The organism is Consotaella aegiceratis, from assembly GCF_036541425.1.
Taxonomy (GTDB): domain Bacteria; phylum Pseudomonadota; class Alphaproteobacteria; order Rhizobiales; family Rhizobiaceae; genus Consotaella; species Consotaella aegiceratis.
In genome coordinates, this window is the sequence record NZ_JAZHFT010000037.1 from 19,053 (window position 1) to 41,963 (window position 22,911).

Annotated in this window: 23 protein-coding genes; 14 read left to right on the forward strand and 9 right to left on the reverse strand. The window is 65.8% G+C overall.

What is annotated here, in order from left to right; genetic code table 11:
- The first annotated feature begins 66 nt into the window (after window positions 1-66).
- Complete coding sequence (gene mutL, locus SMD10_RS19715) at window positions 67-1,908, forward strand: DNA mismatch repair endonuclease MutL (protein WP_331687447.1); 1,842 nt, start codon at window positions 67-69, stop codon at window positions 1,906-1,908.
- A 99-nt stretch (window positions 1,909-2,007) separates the two neighbouring features.
- Window positions 2,008-2,241: a DUF2093 domain-containing protein gene (locus SMD10_RS19720; RefSeq protein ID WP_331687448.1), complete on the forward strand. Its 234-nt coding sequence runs from the start codon at window positions 2,008-2,010 to the stop codon at window positions 2,239-2,241.
- A gap of 7 nt (window positions 2,242-2,248) precedes the next feature.
- Here SMD10_RS19720 and lpxK read toward each other — a convergent pair whose 3' ends face one another.
- The 6 genes from lpxK to SMD10_RS19750 all read right to left on the reverse strand — a co-directional run bounded on the left by lpxK (window position 2,249) and on the right by SMD10_RS19750 (window position 7,894).
- Window positions 2,249-3,268, reverse strand: a complete 1,020-nt coding sequence (lpxK, locus tag SMD10_RS19725) for a tetraacyldisaccharide 4'-kinase (protein WP_331687449.1) — start codon at window positions 3,266-3,268, stop codon at window positions 2,249-2,251.
- Window positions 3,265-4,593 carry a lipid IV(A) 3-deoxy-D-manno-octulosonic acid transferase gene (waaA, locus tag SMD10_RS19730; protein ID WP_331687450.1) on the reverse strand — a complete coding sequence of 443 codons (1,329 nt, stop codon included), beginning with the start codon at window positions 4,591-4,593 and terminating at the stop codon, window positions 3,265-3,267. The genes lpxK and waaA overlap by 4 nt, the downstream gene beginning before the upstream one ends.
- Window positions 4,590-5,390: a lysophospholipid acyltransferase family protein gene (locus SMD10_RS19735; RefSeq protein WP_331687451.1), complete on the reverse strand. Its 801-nt coding sequence runs from the start codon at window positions 5,388-5,390 to the stop codon at window positions 4,590-4,592. Before SMD10_RS19735 ends, waaA begins: the two co-directional genes overlap by 4 nt.
- Before the next feature lie 28 nt (window positions 5,391-5,418).
- Window positions 5,419-5,652 carry a DUF4170 domain-containing protein gene (locus SMD10_RS19740; RefSeq protein WP_331687452.1) on the reverse strand — a complete coding sequence of 78 codons (234 nt, stop codon included), beginning with the start codon at window positions 5,650-5,652 and terminating at the stop codon, window positions 5,419-5,421.
- A 117-nt stretch (window positions 5,653-5,769) separates the two neighbouring features.
- The gene (locus tag SMD10_RS19745) at window positions 5,770-6,564 is read right to left on the reverse strand and encodes an inositol monophosphatase family protein (RefSeq protein WP_331687453.1); all 795 of its coding nucleotides are present in this window, start codon (window positions 6,562-6,564) and stop codon (window positions 5,770-5,772) included.
- Window positions 6,557-7,894: a TldD/PmbA family protein gene (locus SMD10_RS19750; RefSeq protein ID WP_331687454.1), complete on the reverse strand. Its 1,338-nt coding sequence runs from the start codon at window positions 7,892-7,894 to the stop codon at window positions 6,557-6,559. The genes SMD10_RS19745 and SMD10_RS19750 overlap by 8 nt, the downstream gene beginning before the upstream one ends.
- Window positions 7,895-8,016: 122 nt before the next feature.
- Between SMD10_RS19750 and SMD10_RS19755 the strand changes: the two genes are divergently transcribed.
- A complete protein-coding gene (locus SMD10_RS19755) occupies window positions 8,017-9,870 on the forward strand; it encodes a cation:proton antiporter domain-containing protein (protein WP_432757280.1) in 1,854 nt (617 codons plus the stop codon).
- A gap of 127 nt (window positions 9,871-9,997) precedes the next feature.
- Window positions 9,998-11,035 carry a DNA topoisomerase IB gene (locus tag SMD10_RS19760; RefSeq protein ID WP_331687455.1) on the forward strand — a complete coding sequence of 346 codons (1,038 nt, stop codon included), beginning with the start codon at window positions 9,998-10,000 and terminating at the stop codon, window positions 11,033-11,035.
- Between the two features lie 89 nt (window positions 11,036-11,124).
- Here SMD10_RS19760 and SMD10_RS19765 read toward each other — a convergent pair whose 3' ends face one another.
- Entirely contained in the window at window positions 11,125-11,778 is a 654-nt protein-coding gene (locus SMD10_RS19765) for a transglutaminase-like cysteine peptidase (RefSeq protein WP_331687456.1), read from the reverse strand.
- Window positions 11,779-12,134: 356 nt separating this feature from the next.
- On the reverse strand, window positions 12,135-12,935 hold the full coding sequence (locus tag SMD10_RS19770) for an alpha/beta hydrolase (RefSeq protein WP_331687457.1): 801 nt from the start codon (window positions 12,933-12,935) through the stop codon (window positions 12,135-12,137).
- A gap of 355 nt (window positions 12,936-13,290) precedes the next feature.
- Here SMD10_RS19770 and infC point away from each other — a divergent pair, with 355 nt between their 5' ends.
- The 9 genes from infC to SMD10_RS19815 all read left to right on the forward strand — a co-directional run bounded on the left by infC (window position 13,291) and on the right by SMD10_RS19815 (window position 20,870).
- Window positions 13,291-13,830 (forward strand): translation initiation factor IF-3, encoded by a 540-nt coding sequence (gene infC, locus SMD10_RS19775; protein ID WP_331687470.1) that lies wholly within the window; start codon window positions 13,291-13,293, stop codon window positions 13,828-13,830.
- 347 nt (window positions 13,831-14,177) lie between these two features.
- Window positions 14,178-14,378 (forward strand): 50S ribosomal protein L35, encoded by a 201-nt coding sequence (gene rpmI, locus SMD10_RS19780; RefSeq protein WP_331687458.1) that lies wholly within the window; start codon window positions 14,178-14,180, stop codon window positions 14,376-14,378.
- A 127-nt stretch (window positions 14,379-14,505) separates the two neighbouring features.
- Window positions 14,506-14,925 (forward strand): 50S ribosomal protein L20, encoded by a 420-nt coding sequence (gene rplT, locus SMD10_RS19785; protein ID WP_331687459.1) that lies wholly within the window; start codon window positions 14,506-14,508, stop codon window positions 14,923-14,925.
- 149 nt (window positions 14,926-15,074) lie between these two features.
- Complete coding sequence (pheS, locus tag SMD10_RS19790) at window positions 15,075-16,157, forward strand: phenylalanine--tRNA ligase subunit alpha (protein ID WP_331687460.1); 1,083 nt, start codon at window positions 15,075-15,077, stop codon at window positions 16,155-16,157.
- A 49-nt stretch (window positions 16,158-16,206) separates the two neighbouring features.
- The gene (locus SMD10_RS19795; RefSeq protein WP_331687461.1) at window positions 16,207-16,512 is read left to right on the forward strand and encodes a hypothetical protein; all 306 of its coding nucleotides are present in this window, start codon (window positions 16,207-16,209) and stop codon (window positions 16,510-16,512) included.
- Between the two features lie 2 nt (window positions 16,513-16,514).
- Window positions 16,515-16,985 carry a hypothetical protein gene (locus SMD10_RS19800; RefSeq protein WP_331687462.1) on the forward strand — a complete coding sequence of 157 codons (471 nt, stop codon included), beginning with the start codon at window positions 16,515-16,517 and terminating at the stop codon, window positions 16,983-16,985.
- Window positions 16,986-16,992: 7 nt separating this feature from the next.
- Window positions 16,993-17,391 (forward strand): hypothetical protein, encoded by a 399-nt coding sequence (locus tag SMD10_RS19805; RefSeq protein WP_331687463.1) that lies wholly within the window; start codon window positions 16,993-16,995, stop codon window positions 17,389-17,391.
- A 48-nt stretch (window positions 17,392-17,439) separates the two neighbouring features.
- Window positions 17,440-19,854 (forward strand): phenylalanine--tRNA ligase subunit beta, encoded by a 2,415-nt coding sequence (gene pheT / locus SMD10_RS19810; protein WP_331687464.1) that lies wholly within the window; start codon window positions 17,440-17,442, stop codon window positions 19,852-19,854.
- A gap of 26 nt (window positions 19,855-19,880) precedes the next feature.
- Window positions 19,881-20,870 carry a Gfo/Idh/MocA family protein gene (locus SMD10_RS19815; RefSeq protein ID WP_331687465.1) on the forward strand — a complete coding sequence of 330 codons (990 nt, stop codon included), beginning with the start codon at window positions 19,881-19,883 and terminating at the stop codon, window positions 20,868-20,870.
- 87 nt (window positions 20,871-20,957) lie between these two features.
- Here the strand turns inward: SMD10_RS19815 and SMD10_RS19820 are convergent, their stop codons facing one another.
- Window positions 20,958-21,860: a polyprenyl synthetase family protein gene (locus SMD10_RS19820; RefSeq protein WP_331687466.1), complete on the reverse strand. Its 903-nt coding sequence runs from the start codon at window positions 21,858-21,860 to the stop codon at window positions 20,958-20,960.
- Between the two features lie 192 nt (window positions 21,861-22,052).
- Between SMD10_RS19820 and mtgA the strand changes: the two genes are divergently transcribed.
- Window positions 22,053-22,715: a monofunctional biosynthetic peptidoglycan transglycosylase gene (mtgA, locus tag SMD10_RS19825; protein ID WP_432757281.1), complete on the forward strand. Its 663-nt coding sequence runs from the start codon at window positions 22,053-22,055 to the stop codon at window positions 22,713-22,715.
- The last annotated feature ends 196 nt before the right edge of the window (window positions 22,716-22,911 follow it).

Below are 22,911 nucleotides of genomic sequence, written 5' to 3' on the forward strand. Positions count from 1 at the left end.
GGTTTGCGCCGTCGTGCTCCGCCGCCTAGAACGGAACCCCCAGCAAGCGGCAACAGCGAGTCGCCCATGCCGATCCGCCAGCTTTCGGAAACGATGATCGACCAGATCGCCGCCGGCGAGGTGGTCGAGCGGCCGGCGAGCGTCGTCAAGGAGCTGGTGGAGAACGCGCTCGATGCCGGCGCACGGCGCATCGAGATCGTCACCGCCGGCGGCGGCAAGAGCCTGCTCCGGGTCTCCGACGACGGCTGCGGCATCGCGGCGGACGAACTGCCGCTGGCGGTGCGGCGTCACTGCACCTCCAAGCTCATCGACGATCTCGCCGACATCCGCACCCTCGGCTTTCGCGGGGAGGCGCTGCCCTCGATCGGCTCGGTCGCGCGTCTCAGCCTCAAGTCGCGGGCACGCGGCGCCGACGGCGCGCACGAGATGGTGGTTCACGGCGGCCGGACCGAAGGACCGCGGCCGGCGGCGTTGTCGCAAGGGACGATGGTGGAGGTTCGTGACCTCTTCCACGCGGTGCCGGCGCGGCTCAAATTCCTGAAGAGCGACCGGGCCGAGAGCGCCGCGATCACCGACGTGGTGCGGCGGATCGCGATCGCCGCTCCGTCGGTGCGCTTCGAATTGTCCGGCGCCGACCGCACCACGACGATTTTCGAGGCGGTGGGCGAGGACGAGGCGATCCGCCGGATCGGTGCGGTGCTCGGCGACGATTTCGCCGACAACAGCCTGACGATCGACGCGCTGCGCGAAGGCGTGCGGCTGTCCGGCTTCGCCGGCCTGCCGACCTTCAACCGCGGCAATGCGCTCAGCCAGTATTTCTACGTCAACGGTCGGCCGGTGCGCGACAAGGCGCTGTTGTCGGCGTTGCGCGGTGCCTATGCCGACGTCATGGCGCGCGAGCGGTTTCCCGTCGCGGTGCTCTTCATCGACCTCGACCCGGCGCTGGTCGACGTCAACGTGCACCCGGCCAAGGCCGACGTGCGCTTCCGCGATCCCGGCCTGGTGCGCGGACTGGTGGTCGGCGCCATCCGCGAGGCACTGGCGGGCGCCGGCCTGCGCGGCTCGACCGAGCGGGCGGCCGGGATGATGGCGAGCTTGCGTCCGGCATCCCAGCCGCGGGAACCGGCGAGGGCGAGTTTCTGGAACAAGGGCTTCGGCGAGACGCGGCAGGCACCCTTCGATCTCTCCGGTTCGGCCTTCCGTCCGCTGGAGGGCGGGGCCGACGGCGCCGAAACCGCGCTCGAGGCGGGGTTGCCCGAGCTGGCCCAGGATCTGGCGCCCGCCGCGCGGATGGTCGCGCCGGAGTCGGCCGACGAAGACCTTCAGGAGTATCCGCTCGGCGCGGCACGGGCCCAGCTGCACGACAATTATATCGTCGCCGAAACGACGGACGGGCTGGTCATCGTCGACCAGCATGCCGCCCACGAGCGTCTCGTCTACGAGGCGCTGAAAAAGGCCCTCTATGGCAAGCCGTTGCCTTCGCAGCTGCTGCTCCTGCCCGAAATCGTCGATCTGCCGGAAGAGGATGCGGACCGGCTTGCGGAACAGGCCGAAACGTTTGCCCGCTTCGGGCTCTCGATCGAACGTTTCGGCCCCGGAGCGATTGCGGTGCGCGAGACGCCGGCGATCCTCGGCGAGGTCGATGCGCAAGCCCTGATCCGCGAGCTGGCCGATCAACTCGCCGACAGCGACAGCCCGGATCGCTTCAAGGAGCGGATCGACCATGTGGCGGCGACGATGGCCTGCCACGGCTCGGTCCGCTCTGGCCGCAGGCTGCGCGGCGAGGAGATGAACGCGCTGCTGCGCCAGATGGAGGCGACACCGGGATCCGGCGAGTGCAATCACGGCCGCCCGACCTTCGTCGAGCTGAAGCTCGCCGATATCGAACGGCTGTTCGGCCGCCGCTAAGAGGGCGGCGCCTATCCAACGCGGCGGAGGGAGGCGTTGACTTCGTTTCTTATCGGGGCGAAGACGGCTCGAACGCCCGAACGATCGAAGGCAGGACGGATGATGAACCGGATGGACAGCGGCGGCGAGGCGAAGCTGCGATATCTCGACGGGGACTTCGAGATCGTGCGGCCCGGAAGCTTCGTGCGCTGCGCGGTCACCGGCGAGGCGATCGCGCTGGAGGCCTTGCGCTACTGGAGCGTCGACCTCCAGGAGCCTTACGCCGACGCCGAAGTGGCCCTGAAGCGCGAGCTGGAGACCAACGCGGCGCTGCGCGAGCGCCTCGGGCGATAGACGCCGCTCAGCCTCGGCGTCGTTCGAACGTCGCGAGCGCGGCGCGGACGATCTCGTCGGCCGCCGCCTCCGGGTGAAAGATCAGATCCACGTCGAAGGTCTCCAGCCGGTCCGCCAGGGCTTGGGCTCGGCCGGTTTCCCCGTGCAGCCGGGCGGCGTCCTTGGTCGTGGTCACGAGCTGCAGGCCGTGGCGCTCGGACGCCGCGATCAGTGCGCGCATGTCGTCGTCGGAAAGCCGATGGTGATCGGGAAAGTCGAGGGTCTCGACGAGATCGGCCCCGGCAGCGCGGAGCGAGCGGTAGAACTTGTCCGGATCGCCGATGCCGGCGAAGGCGAGGACGCGGCGGCCGCGAAAGCGGTCTGGATCGCGCGGGTGCATCGCCGCTCGGATCAACGGTTTGCCGTGGTCGGCGGCGATCCGGGCGACCGGCTCGCCCGCTCGCCCTTCGCCCACGAGCAGCAGCGCGTCGGCATGAGCGAGCTGGGCGTCGAGCGGCGCGCGAAGCGGCCCGGCGGGAAAGACGGCGCCGTTGCCGAGGCCGCGCATGCCGTCAATCACCAGGAGCGCGTAGTCGGTGGCCAGACGCGCGCTCTGAAAACCGTCGTCCATGATGATCAGATCGACACCGGCTTGCCCGCACAGAAGTTCGGCGCCTGCTTTGCGGTCGACGGCGATGGCGGCCGGACCGGCATCGGCCAGCATGAGCGGTTCGTCGCCGACCTCGTCGGCGCGATGGCGCGTCCGGCTGACCAGCGTCGGCGCCTCGAGCGAGCCACCATAGCCGCGTGACAGAAAGCCGGGCTGCAGGCCGAGCCGCTTCGCGGCGCGGCCGAGGGCCAGGACCGTCGGCGTCTTGCCGCTGCCGCCGAGGGTGGGGTTGCCGACGCAGATGACCGGCGCGGCGACGTGGGCGCGACGGCCATTGTCCAGTCGGCGGCGTGCGACCGCTCCGTAGCTCCAGGCGATTGGCGCCAGCAGAGACGCCTGCCAGCCGAAGGGATGCCACCAGAACGGCGGCGCTTTCACTTGCCGAATCCCAGCGGCTCGCGCGCGCCCAGGCTGAAGGACAGTTTGAGAGGGTGCAGGAAGGGCTGAAGCGCCTGCATGGTGCGGTCCAGGGCGCCGCGCATGTCGGCGGTCGTCGCATCGGCCGCCCTGATCATCTTCTGGCGCATCTGCGACTGGCTCAGCAGCCCGTCCACCTGGACGCGCAGGCCTTCCTCGTCGCGCACCAGCCGTGCACCGCCGTTCTTGACCAGCCGCTGATAGGCGTCGCGGAAGTTCTGGACATAGCGCCCCGACAGGATAGCGGTGCCGAGCATCGCGGCCTCCAGCGGGTTCTGTCCGCCCTCGGCGGCGAGCGACTTGCCGATGAAGGCGATCTCGGTCAGGCGCAGATAAAGGCCCATTTCACCGATCGTGTCGCCGAGCAGGATGTCGGTTTCGGCCGTCGGCAGGTCGCCTTTGCTGCGGCGAACGACACGAAGCCCATGGCTGGTGAACTCGCGTTCCAGGGCGTCGGCTCGTGCGGTGTGGCGCGGAACGATCAAGGTGAGGAGCCCCGGATGATCCTTCTTGAGAGCCCGGTGGATATTGGCCGCGAGCTTCTCCTCGCCGGCATGGGTCGACAGCGCGGCCCAGACCGGCCGGCCGGCCAGTGCCTTTTGAAGCGGTGCCAGTTCGGTCGGATCGACCGATGGCGGCGGCACGTCGGCCTTGAGATTGCCGGCGACCGTGACGGCCGGAGCGCCCAGGACGCGGAAGCGCTCGCCGTCGATCTCCGATTGGGCCACGACCTGCGACAGGTTTTCGAGCAGCGCTTCGGCGAGCGATGGCAGCGCCTTCCAGCGCCGGAACGAGCGGTCAGACAGGCGGGCGTTCACCAGCACCTGGGGAATGTCGCGGCGCCCGAGTTCGGACAGGGTCGTCGGCCACAACTCGCTCTCCGCGACGATCGCCAGATCGGGGCGCCAGTGGTCGAGAAAGCGGGAGACGGACGGGCCGAGGTCGAGTGGCACGTACTGGTGCAGGACGGCCTGGGCCAACCTGTCGTGCACCAGGGCCGCCGATGTGACGGTGCCCGTCGTCATCACCAGGGCGAAGTCCTCGGCAAGCCGCTGGATCATCGGTGTGACGGCCGCGGTTTCGCCGACGCTCGCGGCATGCACCCAGATCAGCGGCACATCGGCGGGCCGCTGCTTGTCGGTATAGCCATACCGCTCGCGGCGTCGCAGCTTGTCTTCCTTACCGCGCGAGGCCCGCCAGCCGATATAGGGCCCGAGCAGCGGGTAGGCGAGCGTCCCGACCGTGCGATAGAGGGCAAGCGCCCCGCGCGCCCGCAAGCTGCTCATGCGCGGCCTCCGACGAGCGCGTCGGCGCGCCGGGCGGCCGCCTCGATCGCCTCGGTCACCTGCTGCCGCTTGGCCTCCATCAGCGCATCGTCGGCATCGGCCGGCACGAAGATCGGATCGCCCAGCACGACGGCCATGCGTCCGAAAGGCAACGGCACGGTGGTCTTGTCCCAGGATTGCTGGACCACATAGCGGCGGCTGGTGGTCGCTGCCGCCGGAATGATCGGCCGGCCGGAAATGCGGGCGAGCGTGACGATGCCCAGCCCCGCGTCACGCGGGGTGCCCTTTGGAATATCCGCAATCATCGCCACTCCCGTGCCGCCCGTCAGCACCTTGCGCAAGGCCAGCAAGGCCTTGGTGCCGCCCTTGCGTGCGGCGGCCTGGCGGACGCGGCCACCCGATCCTCGAATGGGCGCGATGCCAAATCGCTCGACGATGGCAGCGTTGATCTCCGCGTCGCGACTGCGCGACAGCAGGGCCGCATAGGCAAGCGAATTGGGCCGGAAAAAAGGCGCCAGCAGGTGCTGGCCGTGCCACATCCCGACGATCGCGGGATGGTGCCGAGCCAGGACGGTCTCGTGGTCGCTCGACCCTTCGACCATCCGTTGCGTGGCACGGATCAGCAGAAGCAGACGATAGATCAGCCACGCACCGACCTCGGTCGTCACGTGCCAGCGCAGCATCCGCTTGCCGCGACGACGCAGCCGGCGCCATAGCCGCTTCGTCGGCGACTTGCGCCGCGTGCGGGGATCGGTCGGCACGTCGCGGCCGCTCAGCTGCTCCTCGGACACCATCATGATCTACTACGCTGAACGCCTAATCCGCTCAGGTGCCCGGGTCCAGCAACCGATGCATGTGAACGATGAAATAGCGCACCTGGGCGTCGTCGACGGTCTGCTGCGCCTTGGCCCGCCAGGCCTTGTGAGCCGTGTCGTAGTTCGGAAAGATGCCGACGATGTCGAGCTTCTCGAGATCTTGGAACTCGATCCCCTCGACGCTCTTCAGTGCGCCGCCGAAGACGAGATGCAAGAGTTGCTTTGGTTGCTGTTCGTCAGCCATCGCCGTCTCCGCTTTTTAGGAAGCCGAACGACCTCGACCGGCCGCTTCGGCTGTTCGCCTCTGTCTCAGTCCATCTGCAAGGGCCGGATCGCCCGGAGCGTTCCATCCGGCGGGACCTCACGCATCGTCGACGAGGCGGCCGAGGTGCTGAAACTCGTCCAGGGCGTGGCGCGCCGCAGCGACGAGAAGGCCATGCCTCTTGCCTTCGAACTTGTAAACCCTCTGCCGTCCTTCGACGTCGATCAGCAGGCCGCCGGCGCGCTCCAGGATGAGGTCTCCGGCTGCGATGTCCCAATCGTTGGCGCGGGCCCGGATCAGCGTACCGTCGAGCCGGCCCATGGCGACGAGCGACAGGCGATAGGCCAGCGACGGAGCGTTCGTCTGGAAGTCGAGCCTGGGCAGATGATCGAGCTTGCGCTGCATCCGGTCGGGGGCGGAGAGGCGCAACACGCCAGTCTCGGGCGGCGGCGTCACCGCGATCGGGCTGCCGTTGCATAGGGCGGTTCCGCCGCATCTCGCGGTCAGTTCCTCGTGCTTGACCGGCGCGTAGACGACACCCGCGACCGGCCGCTCGTTTTCCACAACAGCGATGGAAATGCACCAGGCTTCCTCACCGCGCAGGAAGCAGCGCGTTCCGTCGATCGGATCGACGACGAAGAAGCGCGATCCGGCGCCCGGCCTGCGTTCGGTCTCTTCCGACACCCAGCCATATCGCGGTCGCGCGGCCACCAGCGTCCGTTCCAGGAAGGCGTCGACGGCCACGTCAGCTTCGCTGACCGGCGAGTGGCCCTCCTTGTACCAGACCTTCGGATCGTTGCGGAAAAAGCGCAGGGCGATGGCCGCCGCTTGGCGCGCCGCGTCGGTTATGAGGGCGAGATCATCCTCGTCGCGTGATCTGGCGTCGTCACCCACCGGCCACCATCATCGATTCGAGCCGCAACGTCGGCGCGACGATGGAGAATCGCGTATCCAGATCGTCGGCCAGCGTCATCGTACGATAAAGGTCCTTCAGATTGCCGGCGATCGTCAACTCCGAGACCGGGGCACCGAGTTCGCCGTTCTCGATGAGAAAGCCCGAGGCCCCACGGCTGTAGTCCCCGGTGACGAGATTGACGCCGTGGCCGATCAGCTCGGTGATATAGAGCCCCCGGCCGGTTTCCCGGATCAGCGCCTCGGGCGTCTTCGATCCGGGAGTGACGACGACGTTGGTCGAGGACGGCGAGACGCCCGACGACGAACGCGAGGCGCGTCCATTGGTCGAAAGCCCGAGTTCGCGGGCCGTGGCGCTGTCGAGCAGCCAGTTGCGCAGACGCCCTTCCTCGATCAGCGGCAGCGCCTGGCCGCGAATGCCCTCGCCGTCGAAGGGCCGCGAGCCGGGGCGGCGTTCGAGCAGCGGCTCGTCGACGATGGAGACCCCCTCGGGCAGGATGAGGTCGCCCATCCGGTCCTTCAGGAAGCTCGTCTTGCGGGCCACCGAGGCGCCGTTGATCGCGCCCAGGAGATGCCCGATGAAGCCGCGTGCCACCCGCGGATCGAAGATGACCGGCATCCGCCCCGTCGCCGCCTTGCCCGGATTGAGTCGCCCGACGGCGCGTTCGCCGGCGCGACGGCCGATCGCCTCGGCGGCGTCGAGGTCGGCGAAATGAATGCGCGAATCGAAATCGTAGTCGCGCTGCATCTTGACGCCTTCTCCGGCGATCACGCTGACGGAGCGCGAAAAGCCGGACCGCCGCTGGCTCCCGGAAAAGCCGGTCGACGTGGCAAGGACCAGGCCGCTCCACCCCGCCGAAACGCCTGCGCCGCTCGAGTTGGTGACGCCGGGGACGGCGAGCGCCGCCGCTTCCATGGCAAGCGCGTCCTCGAGCATCGCGTCGCTGGCGATCTCGGTCGCGTCGAAGAGGTTGAGATCGAGCGATTGCTGCGACAAGAGGGTGGCATCGGCCAGACCGGCGAACGGGTCCTCGGGCGAAACCCGCGCCATCGCGACGGCGCGTTCGGCCAGCCGCGCGGCGTCGACGCTGGCATCGGCCGAGACGGTGGCGTTGCGCCGGCCGACGAAGACCCGAAGAGCGACGTCCTCGCTTTCTGCTGATTCGGTCTCTTCGACCGCGCCGAGGCGAACCGAGACGGAGCGGCTGGCGGAGCGCACCACCGCGGTGTCGGCCGTGTCGGCTCCAGCCTTTCGGGCCGCCTCGATCAGACGGTTTGCCACTCCGAGAAGTCGCTCGGTCTGTTCATCCATGTGCTTGCCTGCTGAAAATGACGTTTGGACCATCTATGATGCGGCTGGACGGGTTGGTCCCTCATCCGCGTCCAGGATGGTCTGGGACAATAAGCCCACAACATAGGTGACCCGGTTCGAACGTGGAAGAAGTCGCGCCTCTTTTCGTCGACGCGCTGATGCTTCTGGGCAGCGGCGTTTTCGCTGGCGCGGTCTTCAAGCGGATCGGGCTGGGGACGGTGCTCGGCTATCTGTTCGCCGGCATCATGCTGGGGCCGGTCCTGCAGCTCATCGACCGCGGCAAGGACGGGCTGCTGCACCTCGGCGAGTTGGGCGTCGTGCTGCTGCTCTTCATCATCGGTCTGGAGCTGAGGCCGAGCCGGCTGTGGACCTTGCGACGTCAGATCTTCGGGCTCGGCCTGGCGCAGGTGGTGATCACCGGCCTGGTTCTGAGCGGCATCGCGATGGCGTTCGGCGAGGCCGGGGCGGCCGCCATCGTCATCGGCTTCGGGCTGGCCCTGTCGTCGACCGCTTTCGGCCTGCAACTGCTCGAAGAGGCCGGAGAGACCAACACCAAGCATGGCCAGGCGGCCTTTTCGGTGCTGCTTCTGCAGGATCTGGCCGTGGTGCCGCTGCTGGCCATGGTGGGGCTCGTGTCGCCGGTGTCGGACGGCGCGGTCGTGGGCGTCGTGGAAATCGTCGTCTCGGTGATCTCGATCCTGTTTCTGCTGCTGGCCGGCCGATTTCTCCTGAATCCCCTGTTCAGACTGATTGCCAGCGCCGGCGCGCGCGAGGTGATGATCGGAGCCGCGCTCTTCGTCGTGCTTGCCGCGGCGCTGTTGATGGAGGTCGCCGGCTTCTCGATGGCGCTGGGCGCCTTCATCGCCGGCGTCATGCTGGCCGAATCGTCCTATCGCCACGAACTGGAAGTCAGCATCGAGCCGTTTCGCGGCCTGCTCCTCGGCCTCTTCTTCATCGCGGTGGGGTTGTCGCTGGATCTCGAGACCGTCATCGAAAACTGGCCGGCTATTCTTCTCTATACGCCCTTACTGATGGTGGTGAAGGCGCTGCTCCTGTTCGGCCTCGCGCGTGGCTTCGGCGAGACCCGGACCACGGCGCTGCGGGTGGCCGCGCTTCTGCCGCAGGGCGGCGAGTTCGGCTTCGTGCTGTTTTCGGCGGCCCTGTCGCGCATGATCTTCGGCGAGGCGACCGCGACGCTGCTGATCGCCGTGGTGACGCTGTCGATGATGCTGACGCCGCTCGCCACCTTCATCGGCCGCCAGTTCGAGGACCACGAGGAGGAGGAGGAGCTCGACGAGGACTTCGAGGGTGCGGGCGCCGAAGTTCTGATGATCGGCTTTTCGCGTTTCGGGCAGATGGTGGCCCAGGTGCTCCTGTCGAGCGGCATCGACGTGACGATGATCGATTCGTCGGCCAACCAGATCCGCACGGCCGCGAGCTTCGGCTTCCGGGTCTATTTCGGCTCGGGGGTGCGGCGCGACGTGCTGGAGGCCGCCGGCATCCGGCGGGCGCAGATCGTCGCCGTGTGCACGAATCAGCGCGAGACCACCGACCGGATCGTCGATCTGATTCGCTCCGAGTTTCCCAATGTCCGGCTTTATGTGCGCTCCTATGATCGTAGGCACTCGCTGTCGCTCAGGGCGCGCGGGGTGGACTACGAGATGCGCGAGACAGTCGAATCGGCGCTCGCCTTCGGCGGCGCGGTGCTGACTGCGCTCGGCGCCGAACCGGCTCTGGCCCAGGCCATCGTCGAAGACGTCCGCCGGCGCGACGAGGAACGGCTCAATCTCCAGGAGGTGGAAGGCATCTATGCCGGTTCGCACATGATGACCACGCGGGTCGTACGGCCGGAGCCGCTGACCAAGCCGAAACAGCTTCCCCGGGCCGGCGAGGGCGATGGCGAGAGAGGACCGGACTCGGCGAAAAGCGGGCGGCCGCGGCGTGAGCTTGAACCCGGAGACCCGCCCGGCCGCTGATCGGCAGCACCCGACGACCACGTGACCCTCGAGGAAATTCTCCTGCGAAATCCGCCGGTTCCGACCCGGGAACCGGCAAGATCGGCTGCACGTTGTGCTGTCTCCCGGCGCAGGAGGCACCCCCGTCATGAACAAGCGTCTTGCGTACCATGCCGAGCGGTTTGGTCTGACGATGGTCGACCCGAACGGCTTCGACGTGGAGCGCAGGAAGCGCGGCAAGGGCTTTTCGATCTGCTTCTGCAATGGCGAGACCATCTCCGACAAGCGATTGCGTCAGCGCGTGAAGGCGCTGGTGATCCCGCCGGCCTGGACCGAGGTCAAGATCTGCATCGACGAGACCGGACATATCCAGGCGATCGGCCGGGACGAGAAGGGCCGGCTGCAATATCGCTACCACGACCGCTGGGTCGATGTGCGCAATGCGGTCAAGACCGAGCGCCTGCTGCGGTTCGGACGAGCCCTGCCGCGCCTTCGCCGGCGGGTGGAAAAGGATCTGAGGCGGCGCAAGCTGGACCGCGCTATGGCTTCGGCTGCCGCTGCCCGGCTGATCGACCTGGAGGCGATGCGGCCGGGGCACGAGAAATATGCGGCGGACGGCGGGCGCGGCGTCGCTTCGCTGCGCAAGCAGAATCTGAGGATCGTCGACAAGTCGGCGGTGCTGAAATTTGTCGGCAAGTCCGGCCGGACGCACCGCATCGAGGTGGCCGATCGCCCGCTGCTCAACGCTCTGAAGCGGATCCGCAAGGGAAAGGGGCAGCGGCTGTTCCGCTTTCCCGGCCAGTCGAAGAAGCAGCGTACGCTGACCGCCAGTCTGCTCAACGACTATCTGCACGAGGCGGCCGACGGCGCCCTGGTCTCGGCGAAGGACTTTCGAACCTTCCGCGGTTCGGCCGAGGCGCTGCGCTATCTGATCGAAGAGGCCGGCCCGCAGCCGACGAGCGAGGCGAAACGCCGGCGAGCCGTCGCCGCGGCCATGCGCTCGGTCAGCGAGGTGCTGCGCAACACGCCGGCGGTGGCCCGGTCATCCTATGTCCATCCGGCGATCATCGTCGCCTACGAGGACAACACGCTCGATCCCGATCTGATGAAGGGGCGCCGGCGCGAAGGCCTCAGCCGCACCGAGACGGCTCTGATGCGTTTCCTGGAGACCCACCGGGAAGCCTGACCGGCTTCCCGAAAGCTTGCTGGGACCCCCGAGTGGCCGGTGCCGGCGTGCACTCTGCCGCCGGCCCCCGCAAGACACAGGGCCTCGTATTATTTGTCGACCGCGCCGACCAGGACTTCCGGACCCGTCTGCACGCTTTGCCAGCGGGCCGGATCCACCGAGCTCTGACGCTTGAGATAAGTGTAGGGCGTCTCGGTCCAGGGTTTGATCTGCCAGTCGAGATTGTCGAGAATGAAGTCGCCCTGCTGAGCCCGCAGCGTCAGCACCGCGTGGCCCTCGCCATTCGGGCGGCGAACGACGGTGATCAGCAGATCCGACAACGGGATACCGGCTTCGTGCAGCTTGCGCCGCTTCAGAAGCACGAAGTCCTCGCAGTCGCCTTCCCGATCGGGATAGGCCCAGTATTCGCGAACACCGAAGATCTCGCGGTCGGATTTGGCCTCGATCGTGGCGTTGGTTCGCGTGTTGATCGCCGCCACGGTCCGCATCAACTCGGTGTCGAGCTTGATCGGGTTGCTTTCAGGACCCGTCGCAATGCATTCGGACGGATTCACCTGGCAGAAAAGGCGATGGCCGAGCGGAGGCTTTACATCGCCGCCAATCGTCATCGAAGCATCGCGGGCATCGGCTGCTGTTAAACTACAGACGAATACCACCGTGGCGCCAAACGCGCGAAGTAATCCCCTCATCGTCACCCCGTCCAGTTCTCCTGGTCTCTGGAAACGATGTTCGGTGCGGCGCAATAAATAGTCAAACCTCAAAATTGAGGATAAATGCGCCAGAACACGCTCCGGGTCAGGTTCGACGGAACTTTTCAGTTGCCGTCTTTGAGGACTCGGTTGCGAAGCGGTGGGAGAAACGGCTTATTTATCAGTAGGTTGAGATCTGTCTTTGGTAAGCGTTGCAAATTGGCAACAGGTGTTGCCATGCCGCTTAAGCCACTTCGGTAAAGCTCCTATGCACGAACTGCATATGGTTTCGCTGTGACGGCATTGTCACAGTTTCATGACGCGTAGGGAGAAATCCCGACGTTCATCGCGCTGCCTATAGGCCTTAAAGCTTATCCGATCCTGGATATCCGACGGGTGGGCGCTGCGGCTCACTCGCCACGAATGGTGGACAGCAAATTCGCAACCGCCTGCTCCATCCGTGCGAGATCGGCATCTCGCGACAGCCGGTGGTCGCCATCGCGCACCAGGGTCAGCACCACGCTTTCCGATGGAAGATGGGATACGAGGTCCAGCGCATGATTATAAGGCACGTCGGGATCGGCCATGCCCTGGATGATGTGGACCGGACAGCCGGTTTCGATCAGCCCGGTCATCACGCTGTTGGTCCGCCCGTCCTCGATCAGCGCCCGCGTGTAGATCGTCGGTTCCGGACCATATTCGGTGGGTACGGCGAAGAATCCCTGCTTGTCCAATGCGCGCTGCTGGTCGGCGTTGAGGGCCGGCTCGATCAGCCGGCTTGTGAAGTCGGGTGCCGGCGCGAGCAGCAGCAGACCGGCGACCTTGTCGCCCCCGCTGTGCGCTCGCAACGTCTGGATGAGCCGCAACGCGATCCAGGCTCCCATCGAAGAGCCGATCAGCAGGGCCGGCTCGTGCACCACTTCGTCCAGAACGCTCCGGGCATCCTCCAGCCAGCGGCTGATCGTTCCATCTTCGAAGCGGCCCGAGGATTCGCCGTGGCCGGAATAGTCGAAGCGACAGAAGCCCAGATCGCGCTCGGCCGCAAAACCGACCAGGCGCTCCGCCTTCGTGCCGAGCATGTCGGACTTGAAACCGCCGAGCCAGACCAGCGTCGGGGCCTTTCCGGCCCTCGCCCTGTAGGCAAGGCGGCGATGGGACGCACCTTGGCCGACTTCGATGAAGGACGGGGCGTCGTGAGAAGCTTCGGGCATTGGCGACACTTGCTTTTCGAATTGGGCGATCGGTTGGGCTTATGCCTCGAATTGCGTCACTTGTACCCAGGGAGATCGTGTCTTCAAGAAGAACGCTGCATCCCACGAATGGCGCACAAGCCTGAGACTTCGAGCGGATTTTCGATTTGGCGGGGATGAAATATCCGTGGCGTCCGGCTCCGAATGACGATTTCACCCCTCGGGTGCGTGAAAATCGAGCAGATGCATGCTATATTGCACAACGAGCGCTTTCCGAATGCCCGAAAACGGTATCGCCGTTTTCTCGAATACGAGGGCGCGAGCGTTTATTCGCTTTTGAAACCGCGTGTCGTCAACAGTCAGGGAGACAACGACCATTCGCAGACCATTCCGTGCGCCGCCGGCCCAAAAGGAGGGGCCGCGCTCGAATCGCGAAATTCGCGTGCCGCAGGTGCAACTCATCGACGTCGAGGGCAAGAATCACGGTGCCGTGTCCACGCAGGATGCGTTGGCCATGGCAGAGGAGGCCGGGCTCGACCTCGTCGAGATCGTGCCGACCGCTTCCCCACCGGTGTGTAAGATCCTCGATCTCGGCAAGCTGAAATACGAGAGCCAGAAAAAGGCGGCCGAGGCGCGCAAGCGCCAGAAGACCATCGAGGTCAAAGAGATCAAGATGCGGCCGAACATCGACGAGCACGACTACGAAACCAAGATGAAGGCCGTTCGCCGGTTCTTCGACGATGGTGACAAGGTCAAGGTGACCTTGCGTTTTCGCGGTCGTGAAATGGCTCACCAGGACCTGGGCATGCAGCTGCTCAACCGGGTGCGCGAGGAGACGGCTGAGATCTCCAAGGTCGAAGCCGAGCCCAAGCTCGAGGGCCGTCAGATGATGATGGTGCTTGCGCCGCGCGGCTGACCGTGTGAGGCCGGACCGGGAGGCTCGATCTGGCCAATCCTGCTGAGGTTTTCGTGAGATAAGCCGGCTTCCGCGCCGTTTTCGGGCGCGCTTCGTAGGCGCGTCGGGCGGTTTGGCGGGGTCTGATCCGCCTCGGTCCGTCGCCGGCGACAGAGTCTCTTGCGCCGCGCGGCAAGCGCGGGTATATCGCCTCGCGTTCAACGAGCCGTCCGGCAGGGCATGCCGTGGCGGCTCATAATGCTGTTGCGAGATCGCTTCGTCTGGTCCACCCCGTCCAGAGATGAATCGTCCGCCGGCCGAACGGCTGGTGGCGGATCTTGCGACTCCTTCGTCTCAAGGAGAGCAAAATGCCCAAGATGAAGACCAAGGGAAGCGCCAAGAAGCGCTTTCGTTTCACCGCCACCGGCAAGGTCAAGGCGACCCCGGCCGGCAAGCGCCATGGCATGATCAAGCGCTCCAACGACTTTATCCGCGACGCGCGCGGCATGATGATCCTGTCGGAACCCGACGCGAAGATCGTCAAGAGCTATATGCCCTACAACCGCTAGCGCAGGCGTTCCGAGGCCTTGGCGCCTCGACGGACGTCCACGTGGAATCAACATCGACGAGCGAGACGGCAGACCGATCCGGATGCATCGCTCGGGCGCATAGCGCGATCAGTTCAGGAGCTTTATCATGGCACGAGTGAAACGCGGCGTGACCGCCCACGCCAAGCACAAGAAGACTTTGAAGCAGGCCAAGGGTTTCTACGGCCGCCGCAAGAATACGATCCGCGCCGCCAAGGCGGCCGTCGATCGGTCCAAACAGTATGCGACGCGCGACCGTCGCGCCAAGAAGCGCAATTTCCGGGCGCTCTGGATCCAGCGCATCAACGCCGGCGTGCGTGAGCACGGCCTGACCTATGCGCGCTTCATCGACGGCCTCAACAAGGCCGGCATCGAAGTCGACCGCAAGGTCCTGTCGGACATCGCCATCCATGAGCCGGAGGCTTTCGCCGCCCTGTGCGAGGAAGCCAAGAAGGCGCTCGCCTATCTGAAGGACACGGGCTTCGAGGGCGAGTTTGAGCGCGCCGTCGGAGAAAAGCGCGCGGCTTAAGCCGGCCGCCCGCGCTTGTCGACATCGAGGACCCGCCGGCTGCCGCCAGCGGGTCCTTTTTCGTTTCGGCTTCCGGGTTTTCGGTTCGCCTGTTCCGCGCCTCTGCTATAGACATCCGCCATTATCCGTAACGATCGCATCATATCGCCATGTCCGACCTTGATACCCTTGAAACCAAGCTGAGCGCCGAGATCGAAGCCGCGCAGGACGAAGCGGCGCTGGAGGCGATCCGCGTTGCGGCGCTCGGCAAGAAGGGCCAGATCTCAGAGCTTCTGAAGGGATTGGGGCGGATGACGCCCGACGAGCGGCGCACCGAAGGGCCGAAGCTCAACGGTCTGCGCGACAGGGTCGCCGGCCTGCTTTCGGCCAAGCGCGAGGCGCTGGCCGAGGCGGCGGTCGCCGCCCGATTGGCGGCCGAGACGCTGGACGTGACGCTGCCCGTGCGTCCGGCTCCCGCGAGCCGGGGCCGCATCCATCCGATCAGCCAGGTGATCGACGAACTCATCGCGATCTATTCGGACATGGGTTTCTCGGTCGCCGAGGGCCCGGACATCGAGACCGACTACTACAATTTCACGGCGCTGAATTTTCCCGAGGGCCATCCCGCCCGCGAGATGCACGACACCTTCTTCATGAAGCCGGATGCCAACGGCGAGCGCAAGGTGCTGCGCACTCACACCTCGCCGGTGCAGATCCGTACCATGGAGGCGCAGAAGCCGCCGATCCGGATCGTCATTCCCGGCAAGACCTACCGGCAGGATTCCGACGCGACCCATTCGCCGATGTTCCATCAGGTGGAGGGGCTGGTGGTCGACACGCACGCGAACGTCGCCAACATGAAGTGGGTGCATACGGAATTCTGCAAGGCGTTCTTCGAGGTTCCCTCGGTCAACATGCGCTTTCGCCCGTCCTTCTTTCCGTTTACCGAGCCGAGCCTGGAGGTGGATATCCAGTGCGATCGGTCGGGCTCGGAAATCCGTTTCGGCGAGGGCAACGACTGGATGGAAATCCTCGGCTGCGGCATGGTGCATCCCAACGTGCTGCGCGGTGTCGGGTTCGACCCGGACGTGTATCAGGGCTTTGCCTGGGGCATGGGCATCGACCGCATCGCCATGCTGAAATACGGCATGCCGGACCTGCGCGCCTTCTTCGATGCCGACGTGCGCTGGATCGAGCATTACGGCTTCCGGCCGCTCGACGTGCCGACGCTGTTTGGAGGCTTGAGCGCGTAGGGCTAAAATCGCCAAGGATGCTATCGGCAACGAGGCGAGGAGATCGGAAATGGCAATTGTCGAAACATTGCGAATGTCGGAGGACGACGTACAGCGGATCGCGCGCGAACTGTTGAGTCACCGGTTCGCTGACTACGACTTTCAAAGCGTTTCCGTTAGCGCTGAGGAGGACTTTGACGGCGAACCGATTTTGCGGTTGGCAGTCGATGTTCGCGGGCATGTACCGGCAAAGGCCGTTATCGATGCCATCGATGCGATACGGGAGACGCTGCTGGCACGCGGGGAAAGTCGATTTGTGTTCTTAAGTACCAAGACGTCCGAGATCGACGATACGGATGAAGACGAACTGGATTGACCATGCCGGAGACGATGGTCGACCGCCTATTGAGTGCTGCTGAAACGCTGTTGGCGGAACGGCCAAAGAGTTCAGCCTTCCGACGTCGCGCGGTGAGCACCGCCTATTATGCGGTCTTTCATTCGCTAGCCAGAATCTGTGTCGGAAACCTTGCGCCTGGTCTCAGCAGGGGTTCGGAGGAATACTTGCGGGTCTATCGGGCGCTTGATCATGGCCCGATCAAGACGGTCTTCAACCAGTCACCGCTGAAAGAGAATCCCAACCTCCGCCGAATTGGCAGTGTCGTGGCTCGCCTTCAAAGTGAACGGCTGCGAGCCGATTACCTGCCACCGGATCCAATGCTGTTTTCTTTCTCTGAAGCGAAGGACCTCGTCGAGCAGGTTCGACAGATCATTACCGACCTCGGTGCTCTTCAAGTCCAGGACCGGCGGCTTTTGGCCATATGCCTGCTTTTCAAAACACGCAGAGACTGAGCAAAAGATGTCTCCTCGCATGATCATCCTGGAATCGATCGCCGTGCTCGTCGGCGCGGTGATCGGCAAGCTCGTCGGCGACGTTGCCGCATGGCTGTTCGTCGGCGAGAGCCTGTTCATGCTGCTGGCCAGCGTCGGCCGCTACCTCGTGGCGTTGATCACCGTGGCGCTCTTCGCGGTGCTCTATGCCAAGCTGCCGCCGACGCCGGCGGCGCTCGCGTCGTTCTTCGTCGGCGTCCTGGTGCCGGCGCTCTTTGCCAAGATTGCCCTCGGCACGCTGGCGAGCTGGCCGGCCGCTCTTCTGCTGGGCGTCGTGTTCTCGCTGGTCGCCCTGTTGACCTACCGTCTCGTCCATGCGAACGCCCGGGTTCGCAGCCTTGCGGCCGAGGCGCCCGAAGATTTCTGATGCAACCGTTTGGCTCCGCCGAACCCGCCCTATCAAGCGAATCGTCCGATGAAATTCACGCTTTCCTGGCTCAAGGACCATCTCGATACCGACGCGTCGCTGGAGGCGATCGTCGAGCGCCTCACCATGATCGGCCTGGAGGTCGAGGAGGTCGACGACAAGGCGGCGATGCAGCCCTTCCGCATCGCCCGCGTGCTCACCGCAGAGCGTCATCCTGATGCCGACAAGCTGCAGGTCCTGAGCGTCGAGGCCGGCCCCGAGGTCAACGGCGGCAAGCCGCTGCAGATCGTCTGCGGCGCGCCCAACGCCCGTGCCGGCCTCGTCGGCGTGCTGGCGCTGCCCGGCACCTATGTGCCCGGCATCGACACGACGCTCGGCGTCGGCAAGATCCGCGGGGTCGAATCTCACGGCATGATGTGCTCGGAGCGCGAGCTGGAGCTGTCCGACGCCCATACGGGCATCATCGACCTGCCGGAAGACGCGCCGATCGGACAACGCTTTGCCGACTACGCCAATCTCGCCGATCCGGTGATCGATGTCAGCCTGACACCCAACCGACCCGATGCGACGGGTGTCGTCGGCATCGCCCGCGATCTCGCCGCCTCCGGTCTCGGCACGCTGAAGCCGGGCGTTCCGGAGCGGATCGAAGGCGAGGGCGAGTGTCCGGTTCAGGTCAGGGTCGAGACGCCGACCTGCCTCGGCTTCGCGCTGCGCCTGGTCAAGGGCGTGAAGAACGGGGCGTCGCCCGAATGGATGCAGCGCCGGCTCATCGCCATCGGCCTGCGTTCCATCAACGCCCTGGTCGACATCACCAACTACATAACCTTCGATCGCGGCCGGCCGCTGCATGTCTTCGACGCGGCCAAGGTCAAGGGCGACCTTGTCGTGCGAGGAGCCCAAGACGGCGAAGAGGTGCTGGCGCTCGACGGCCGCACCTATGCGCTGCCCGAAGGCACCTGCGTGATCGTCGACGCGAACGGCGTGGAATCCATCGCCGGCGTGATGGGCGGCGAGCATTCGGGCTGCGACGAGACGACCACGGACGTGCTGATCGAATCGGCGCTTTGGGAGCCGGTCGACATCGCCCGCGCGGGCCGCACGCTCGGCATCATCACCGATGCGCGCTATCGCTTCGAGCGCGGCGTCGATCCCGCCTTCATGGAGCCGGGTCTCGATCTGGCGACCCGCATGGTGCTCGATATCTGTGGCGGCACGCCGAGCAGGCGCACCGTCGCCGGCGTCCGGGACATCGAGATGAAGACCCTGCGCCTGCCGTTCTCGGAAGTGGAGCGGCTGACCGGCCTCGCCGTCGAGCCCGGCGAACAGGCCGTGCTGCTGGAGCGGCTGGGCTTCGGCGTTCACGTCGATGGCGATGCCGCCGACGTCACCGTGCCCTCGTGGCGGCCGGACGTCGACGGCAAGGCCGACCTCGTGGAAGAGGTGATGCGGCTGAAGGGCGTCAACCAGATCGAGCCGGCGCCGCTGCCCAAGGCAGGCGCCGTGGCCGGCCGCATCCTGACCGTGCCGCAGATCCGCGACCGGGCCGCGCGCCGGGCGCTTGCCGCGCGCGGCATGGTCGAGGCGGTGACTTATTCCTTCATTCCGGAGGCCCATGCGGCCGCCTTCGGGGGCGGGTCGGAAGCGCTGAAGCTCGAGAACCCGATCGCCGCGGACATGTCCGACATGCGGCCCTCGCTGCTGCCGGGGCTGATCGCGGCGGCCGGCCGCAACGCGGCGCGGGGCTTCGGCGACATCGCGCTGTTCGAGGTGGCGGCGGTGTATCGCTCAGATAGGCCGGACGGTCAGCGCCGGGTGGCCGGTGGCGTGCGCCGAGCCACGGCCAAGCCGGACGGCGGCGGTCGTTTCTGGGCCGGCGGCGCGTCACCCGTCGGTGTGTTCGACGCCAAGGCCGATGCGCTGGCTGCGCTGGAGGCGGCCGGGGCTCCGGTGGCGCGCCTGACGGTCGAGGCGCCGGCCAGCGGCTGGTATCATCCGGGCCGCTCCGGGCAGATCAAGCTCGGTCCGAAGGTGGTCCTCGCCGAGTTTGGCGAACTGCATCCGACGACGCTGAAGACGCTCGACGTCGCCGGACCCCTATGCGGCTTCGAGGTCTTTCTCGATGCGATTCCGCAGCCCAAGGTCAAGCCGACGCGGACCAAGCCGGTGCTCAAGCTGTCGGCGTTCCAGCCGGTGCGGCGCGACTTCGCCTTCCTCGTCGACGAGAGCGTTGCGGCGCAGGCGATTCTCAAGGCGGCGGAGGGAGCTGACAAGGCGCTCGTCACCGAGGTGCGCGTCTTCGACGTCTTTGCCGGCGCAACGCTCGGCGAAGGTCGAAAGTCCGTCGCCATCGAGGTGACGTTGCAGCCGATGGAACAGACGCTGACGGACGAGGATCTGGAAAAGGTTTCGGGCCGGATCGTCGCGGCGGTCGAAAAGGCGACCGGCGGCAGCCTTCGGGCCTGATCTCCGATCGAAGAGGGAAGGACGCTATGTTTCGTTGGGGAATTCTGTCGACGGCCAAGATCGCGCGCGAGCAGGTCATTCCGGCCATCATGGAGGTCGAGAACGGCGTGCTGGCGGCGATCGCCAGCCGCGATCTCGGCCGTGCCCAGGCCTTGGCGACGCGCTTCGGCGCGCCGCATGCCTTCGGCTCCTATGAGGAGCTTCTGGCCAGCGACGTCGTCGACGGGGTCTACATTCCGCTGCCGACCTCGCAGCACATCGAATGGACGCTGAAGGCGATCGAGGCGGGCAAGCACGTGCTGTGCGAGAAGCCGATGGCTTTGAAGGCGTCGGAAATCGAGCCGCTGGTCGCAGCCCGCGACAAGGCGGGCGTGCTGGTCTCCGAGGCCTTCATGGTCGAGCACCATCCGCAATGGACCAAGGTGCGCGAACTGATCGAGGCCGGCGCCATCGGTACGCTCAAGCACGTGCAAGGCGCCTTCACCTACTACAATGTCGATCCGAACAATATGCGCAACAAGCCGGAACTCGGCGGTGGCGGCCTGCCGGACATCGGCGTCTATCCGGTGGTGACGGCGCGCATTGCGACCAAGGCGGAGCCGCTGCAGGCCATCGCCCGCATTGAGCGCGATCCGACTTTCGGTACCGACGTCTACGCCGACTGCCGGTTGCGCTTCGCCGATTTCGACATGACGTTTTACGTGGCGACGCAGATGGCGCCGCGCCAGGTCATGGTGTTTCACGGCGACAAGGGCTTCATCGAAGTGGAGACGCCGTTCAACGTCGGCGGCTACGGCTTTGCCACGGTTCGCCTGGAGGACCAGGCGCATGGGCACGGCGAAGTCTTCCGCTTCGGCGGCGCCAACCAGTACCGGCTGGAAGTGGAGGCCTTCGCCCGCAAGGCGGCCGGCGAGGACGCGATCCATTTCACGCTGGAAAGCTCGATCGCCAACCAGAGGGCGATCGACGCCTTTTACCGGGCCGACCAGAGCGGCGCCTGGGAAGCTGTCGGCTGACGACCTATGACGGTCAAGACGAAGGGCAGCGCGATCCGGACGCGCCGCCCTTCTTTTTCATACTGCGTTCGGCCGGCCGAAGCTCGTTCAGCGTACGCGCCGGGTGATGTAGCGGGTCGCCTCCGCCAGGATCTTGGCCTTTTCGCCATAGGGCTGGAGGAGCCCTTCCGCCTCTTCCGCAAGATCGTAGAGCTTGTCGCGGGTCCACTGCATCCCGTGCAATGCCAGGAGGGTCTTCTTGCCCTGGGAGCGATCCTTGTTCGTGGCCTTGCCGAGGGTTTGCGGATCGCTGGTCTCGTCGAGCAGGTCGTCGGCGAGCTGGAAGGCGAGCCCCAGAACCTCGCCGAAATGCCGCATGCGGGCGCGATCGTCATCCGCCGCACTGCCGATGATGGCGCCGGCCTCGCAGGCGAAGGCCAGCAGGGCGCCCGTCTTCATCGCCTGCATGCGGGTAATCTCGATGTCCTTGAGGTCGTGGTCCTTGGCGGCCATGTCGAGCATCTGGCCGCCGACCATACCGGACGCACCGGCGCGTCGGGACAGCGAAGAAATCAGGGCGACACGGGCCGTCGCAGGCATCGATTCGGCGTCGGCGATCAGCCCGAACGCCAGCGTCAGCAGCGCATCGCCTGCCAGGATGGCGGTGGCGTCGTCATAGGCCTTGTGCACGGTCGGTTTGCCGCGCCGAAGGTCGTCGTCGTCCATCGCCGGCAAATCGTCGTGGATCAGCGAATAGCAGTGGATGCACTCCAGGGCGACGGCGACGTCGAGGGCCGCCTGCCGGTCGCCGGAGAAGAGCTTGGCCGTTTCCAGAACCAGAAACGGCCGCAGCCTCTTGCCTCCGGTCAAGGCACCATGACGGATCGCGTCGAGCAGGCGATGCGGTGTGCCGACGACGAGTCGATGCGAACCGAGAATATCCTTCAAGAGCGCGGTGATCGTGTTGGCGCAGTCGTTGAGCCTCGCTTCGAAGGCGTCGTTGGAGCTCATCCGGCGTTTCCTTCCTCGTCTTATGGTTGCCGTTCCGCGTCCACCTCATCGGATCGGCATCTTCTGGTCGAACGGCGAGTTGCATACCGTGCTTAGCGCAGATAGGTAAATGCCTGCTTCTCGGGTGGGATCGTCTCGCCAGAACTCTTTGCGAAGGTTGCCAAGTTCGAAATGGTCTGGCGCTTGCTTCGTATGTTGGGCTTTGTTCTCGCCGTTCTCGTGGCGATACCCTTGATCCTGGTACCGCTTTACGCCGTTCCCACGCTGCATCCCGTCTCCACCCTGATGCTGGCCGACCACTTTACCTTTCGCCCCTATCAGCGCGAATGGGTGGCGCTCGACGCCATCGCGCCGGTCCTCGTCCATTCGGTAATGATGTCGGAGGACGGCCGCTTCTGTTCGCACAACGGCATCGACTGGGAAGAGATGTCGACGGTGATCGACGAGGCGATGGACGGCGAGGTGACGCGTGGCGCCTCGACGATCCCGATGCAGACGGTCAAGAACCTGTTCCTCTGGCCGGGCCGCTCCTTCCTGCGAAAAGCGCTGGAGGCTCCGTTGGCGCTTTATGCCGATGCAGTCTGGTCGAAGCGGCGGATGATCGAGATCTATCTCAACGTCGTGGAGTGGGACGAGGGCATCTACGGCGTCGAGGCGGCGGCACGCCATTATTTCGGCGTCGGCGCCAAGGATCTGTCGGCGCGCCAGGCGGCCCTCCTGGCCGTGGCGCTGCCGGCGCCGACCCGGCGCAATCCGGCCAAGCCGTCGCGCTCGCTCTCCCGCATGGCCGAGACGGTCCAGGCGCGAGCCCGCGCATCGGGCGACTATATCGGCTGCGTGCAACCGCCGGCCTGACCCGCGGCGGTATTTTGCCAGGGGGATCGCATTTGGGAATTTGAATTGGCATTTGTTGGTTGAATGGATTCGGATGAGGGCCTGGCTCTGAGAGGAGAAGGCCGATGTCCTGGTTCACGGCGAGCTTTGCCGAGGTTCCGGATCCGCGCACGGGTAATGCCAAGCGCCACGATCTTCTGGAGGTTCTGACGATTGC

What these genes read in the sequence shown, in the direction of transcription:
- waaA (WP_331687450.1), bottom strand. Translation starts at nt 4,593, where the DNA reads ATGAGCAGCTTGCGGGCGCGCGGGGCGCTTGCCCTCTATCGCACGGTC.
- SMD10_RS19795 (WP_331687461.1), top strand. Translation starts at nt 16,207, where the DNA reads ATGGCAATTGTCGAAACATTGCGAATGTCGGAGGACGACGTACAGCGG.
- SMD10_RS19720 (WP_331687448.1), top strand. Translation starts at nt 2,008, where the DNA reads ATGATGAACCGGATGGACAGCGGCGGCGAGGCGAAGCTGCGATATCTC.
- SMD10_RS19820 (WP_331687466.1), bottom strand. Translation starts at nt 21,860, where the DNA reads ATGAGCTCCAACGACGCCTTCGAAGCGAGGCTCAACGACTGCGCCAAC.
- SMD10_RS19740 (WP_331687452.1), bottom strand. Translation starts at nt 5,652, where the DNA reads ATGGCTGACGAACAGCAACCAAAGCAACTCTTGCATCTCGTCTTCGGC.
- SMD10_RS19815 (WP_331687465.1), top strand. Translation starts at nt 19,881, where the DNA reads ATGTTTCGTTGGGGAATTCTGTCGACGGCCAAGATCGCGCGCGAGCAG.
- pheS (WP_331687460.1), top strand. Translation starts at nt 15,075, where the DNA reads ATGTCCGACCTTGATACCCTTGAAACCAAGCTGAGCGCCGAGATCGAA.
- SMD10_RS19800 (WP_331687462.1), top strand. Translation starts at nt 16,515, where the DNA reads ATGCCGGAGACGATGGTCGACCGCCTATTGAGTGCTGCTGAAACGCTG.
- pheT (WP_331687464.1), top strand. Translation starts at nt 17,440, where the DNA reads ATGAAATTCACGCTTTCCTGGCTCAAGGACCATCTCGATACCGACGCG.
- SMD10_RS19760 (WP_331687455.1), top strand. Translation starts at nt 9,998, where the DNA reads ATGAACAAGCGTCTTGCGTACCATGCCGAGCGGTTTGGTCTGACGATG.
- mtgA (WP_432757281.1), top strand. Translation starts at nt 22,053, where the DNA reads ATGTTGGGCTTTGTTCTCGCCGTTCTCGTGGCGATACCCTTGATCCTG.
- mutL (WP_331687447.1), top strand. Translation starts at nt 67, where the DNA reads ATGCCGATCCGCCAGCTTTCGGAAACGATGATCGACCAGATCGCCGCC.
- SMD10_RS19805 (WP_331687463.1), top strand. Translation starts at nt 16,993, where the DNA reads ATGTCTCCTCGCATGATCATCCTGGAATCGATCGCCGTGCTCGTCGGC.
- rplT (WP_331687459.1), top strand. Translation starts at nt 14,506, where the DNA reads ATGGCACGAGTGAAACGCGGCGTGACCGCCCACGCCAAGCACAAGAAG.
- rpmI (WP_331687458.1), top strand. Translation starts at nt 14,178, where the DNA reads ATGCCCAAGATGAAGACCAAGGGAAGCGCCAAGAAGCGCTTTCGTTTC.
- SMD10_RS19770 (WP_331687457.1), bottom strand. Translation starts at nt 12,935, where the DNA reads ATGCCCGAAGCTTCTCACGACGCCCCGTCCTTCATCGAAGTCGGCCAA.
- SMD10_RS19750 (WP_331687454.1), bottom strand. Translation starts at nt 7,894, where the DNA reads ATGGATGAACAGACCGAGCGACTTCTCGGAGTGGCAAACCGTCTGATC.
- SMD10_RS19735 (WP_331687451.1), bottom strand. Translation starts at nt 5,390, where the DNA reads ATGATGGTGTCCGAGGAGCAGCTGAGCGGCCGCGACGTGCCGACCGAT.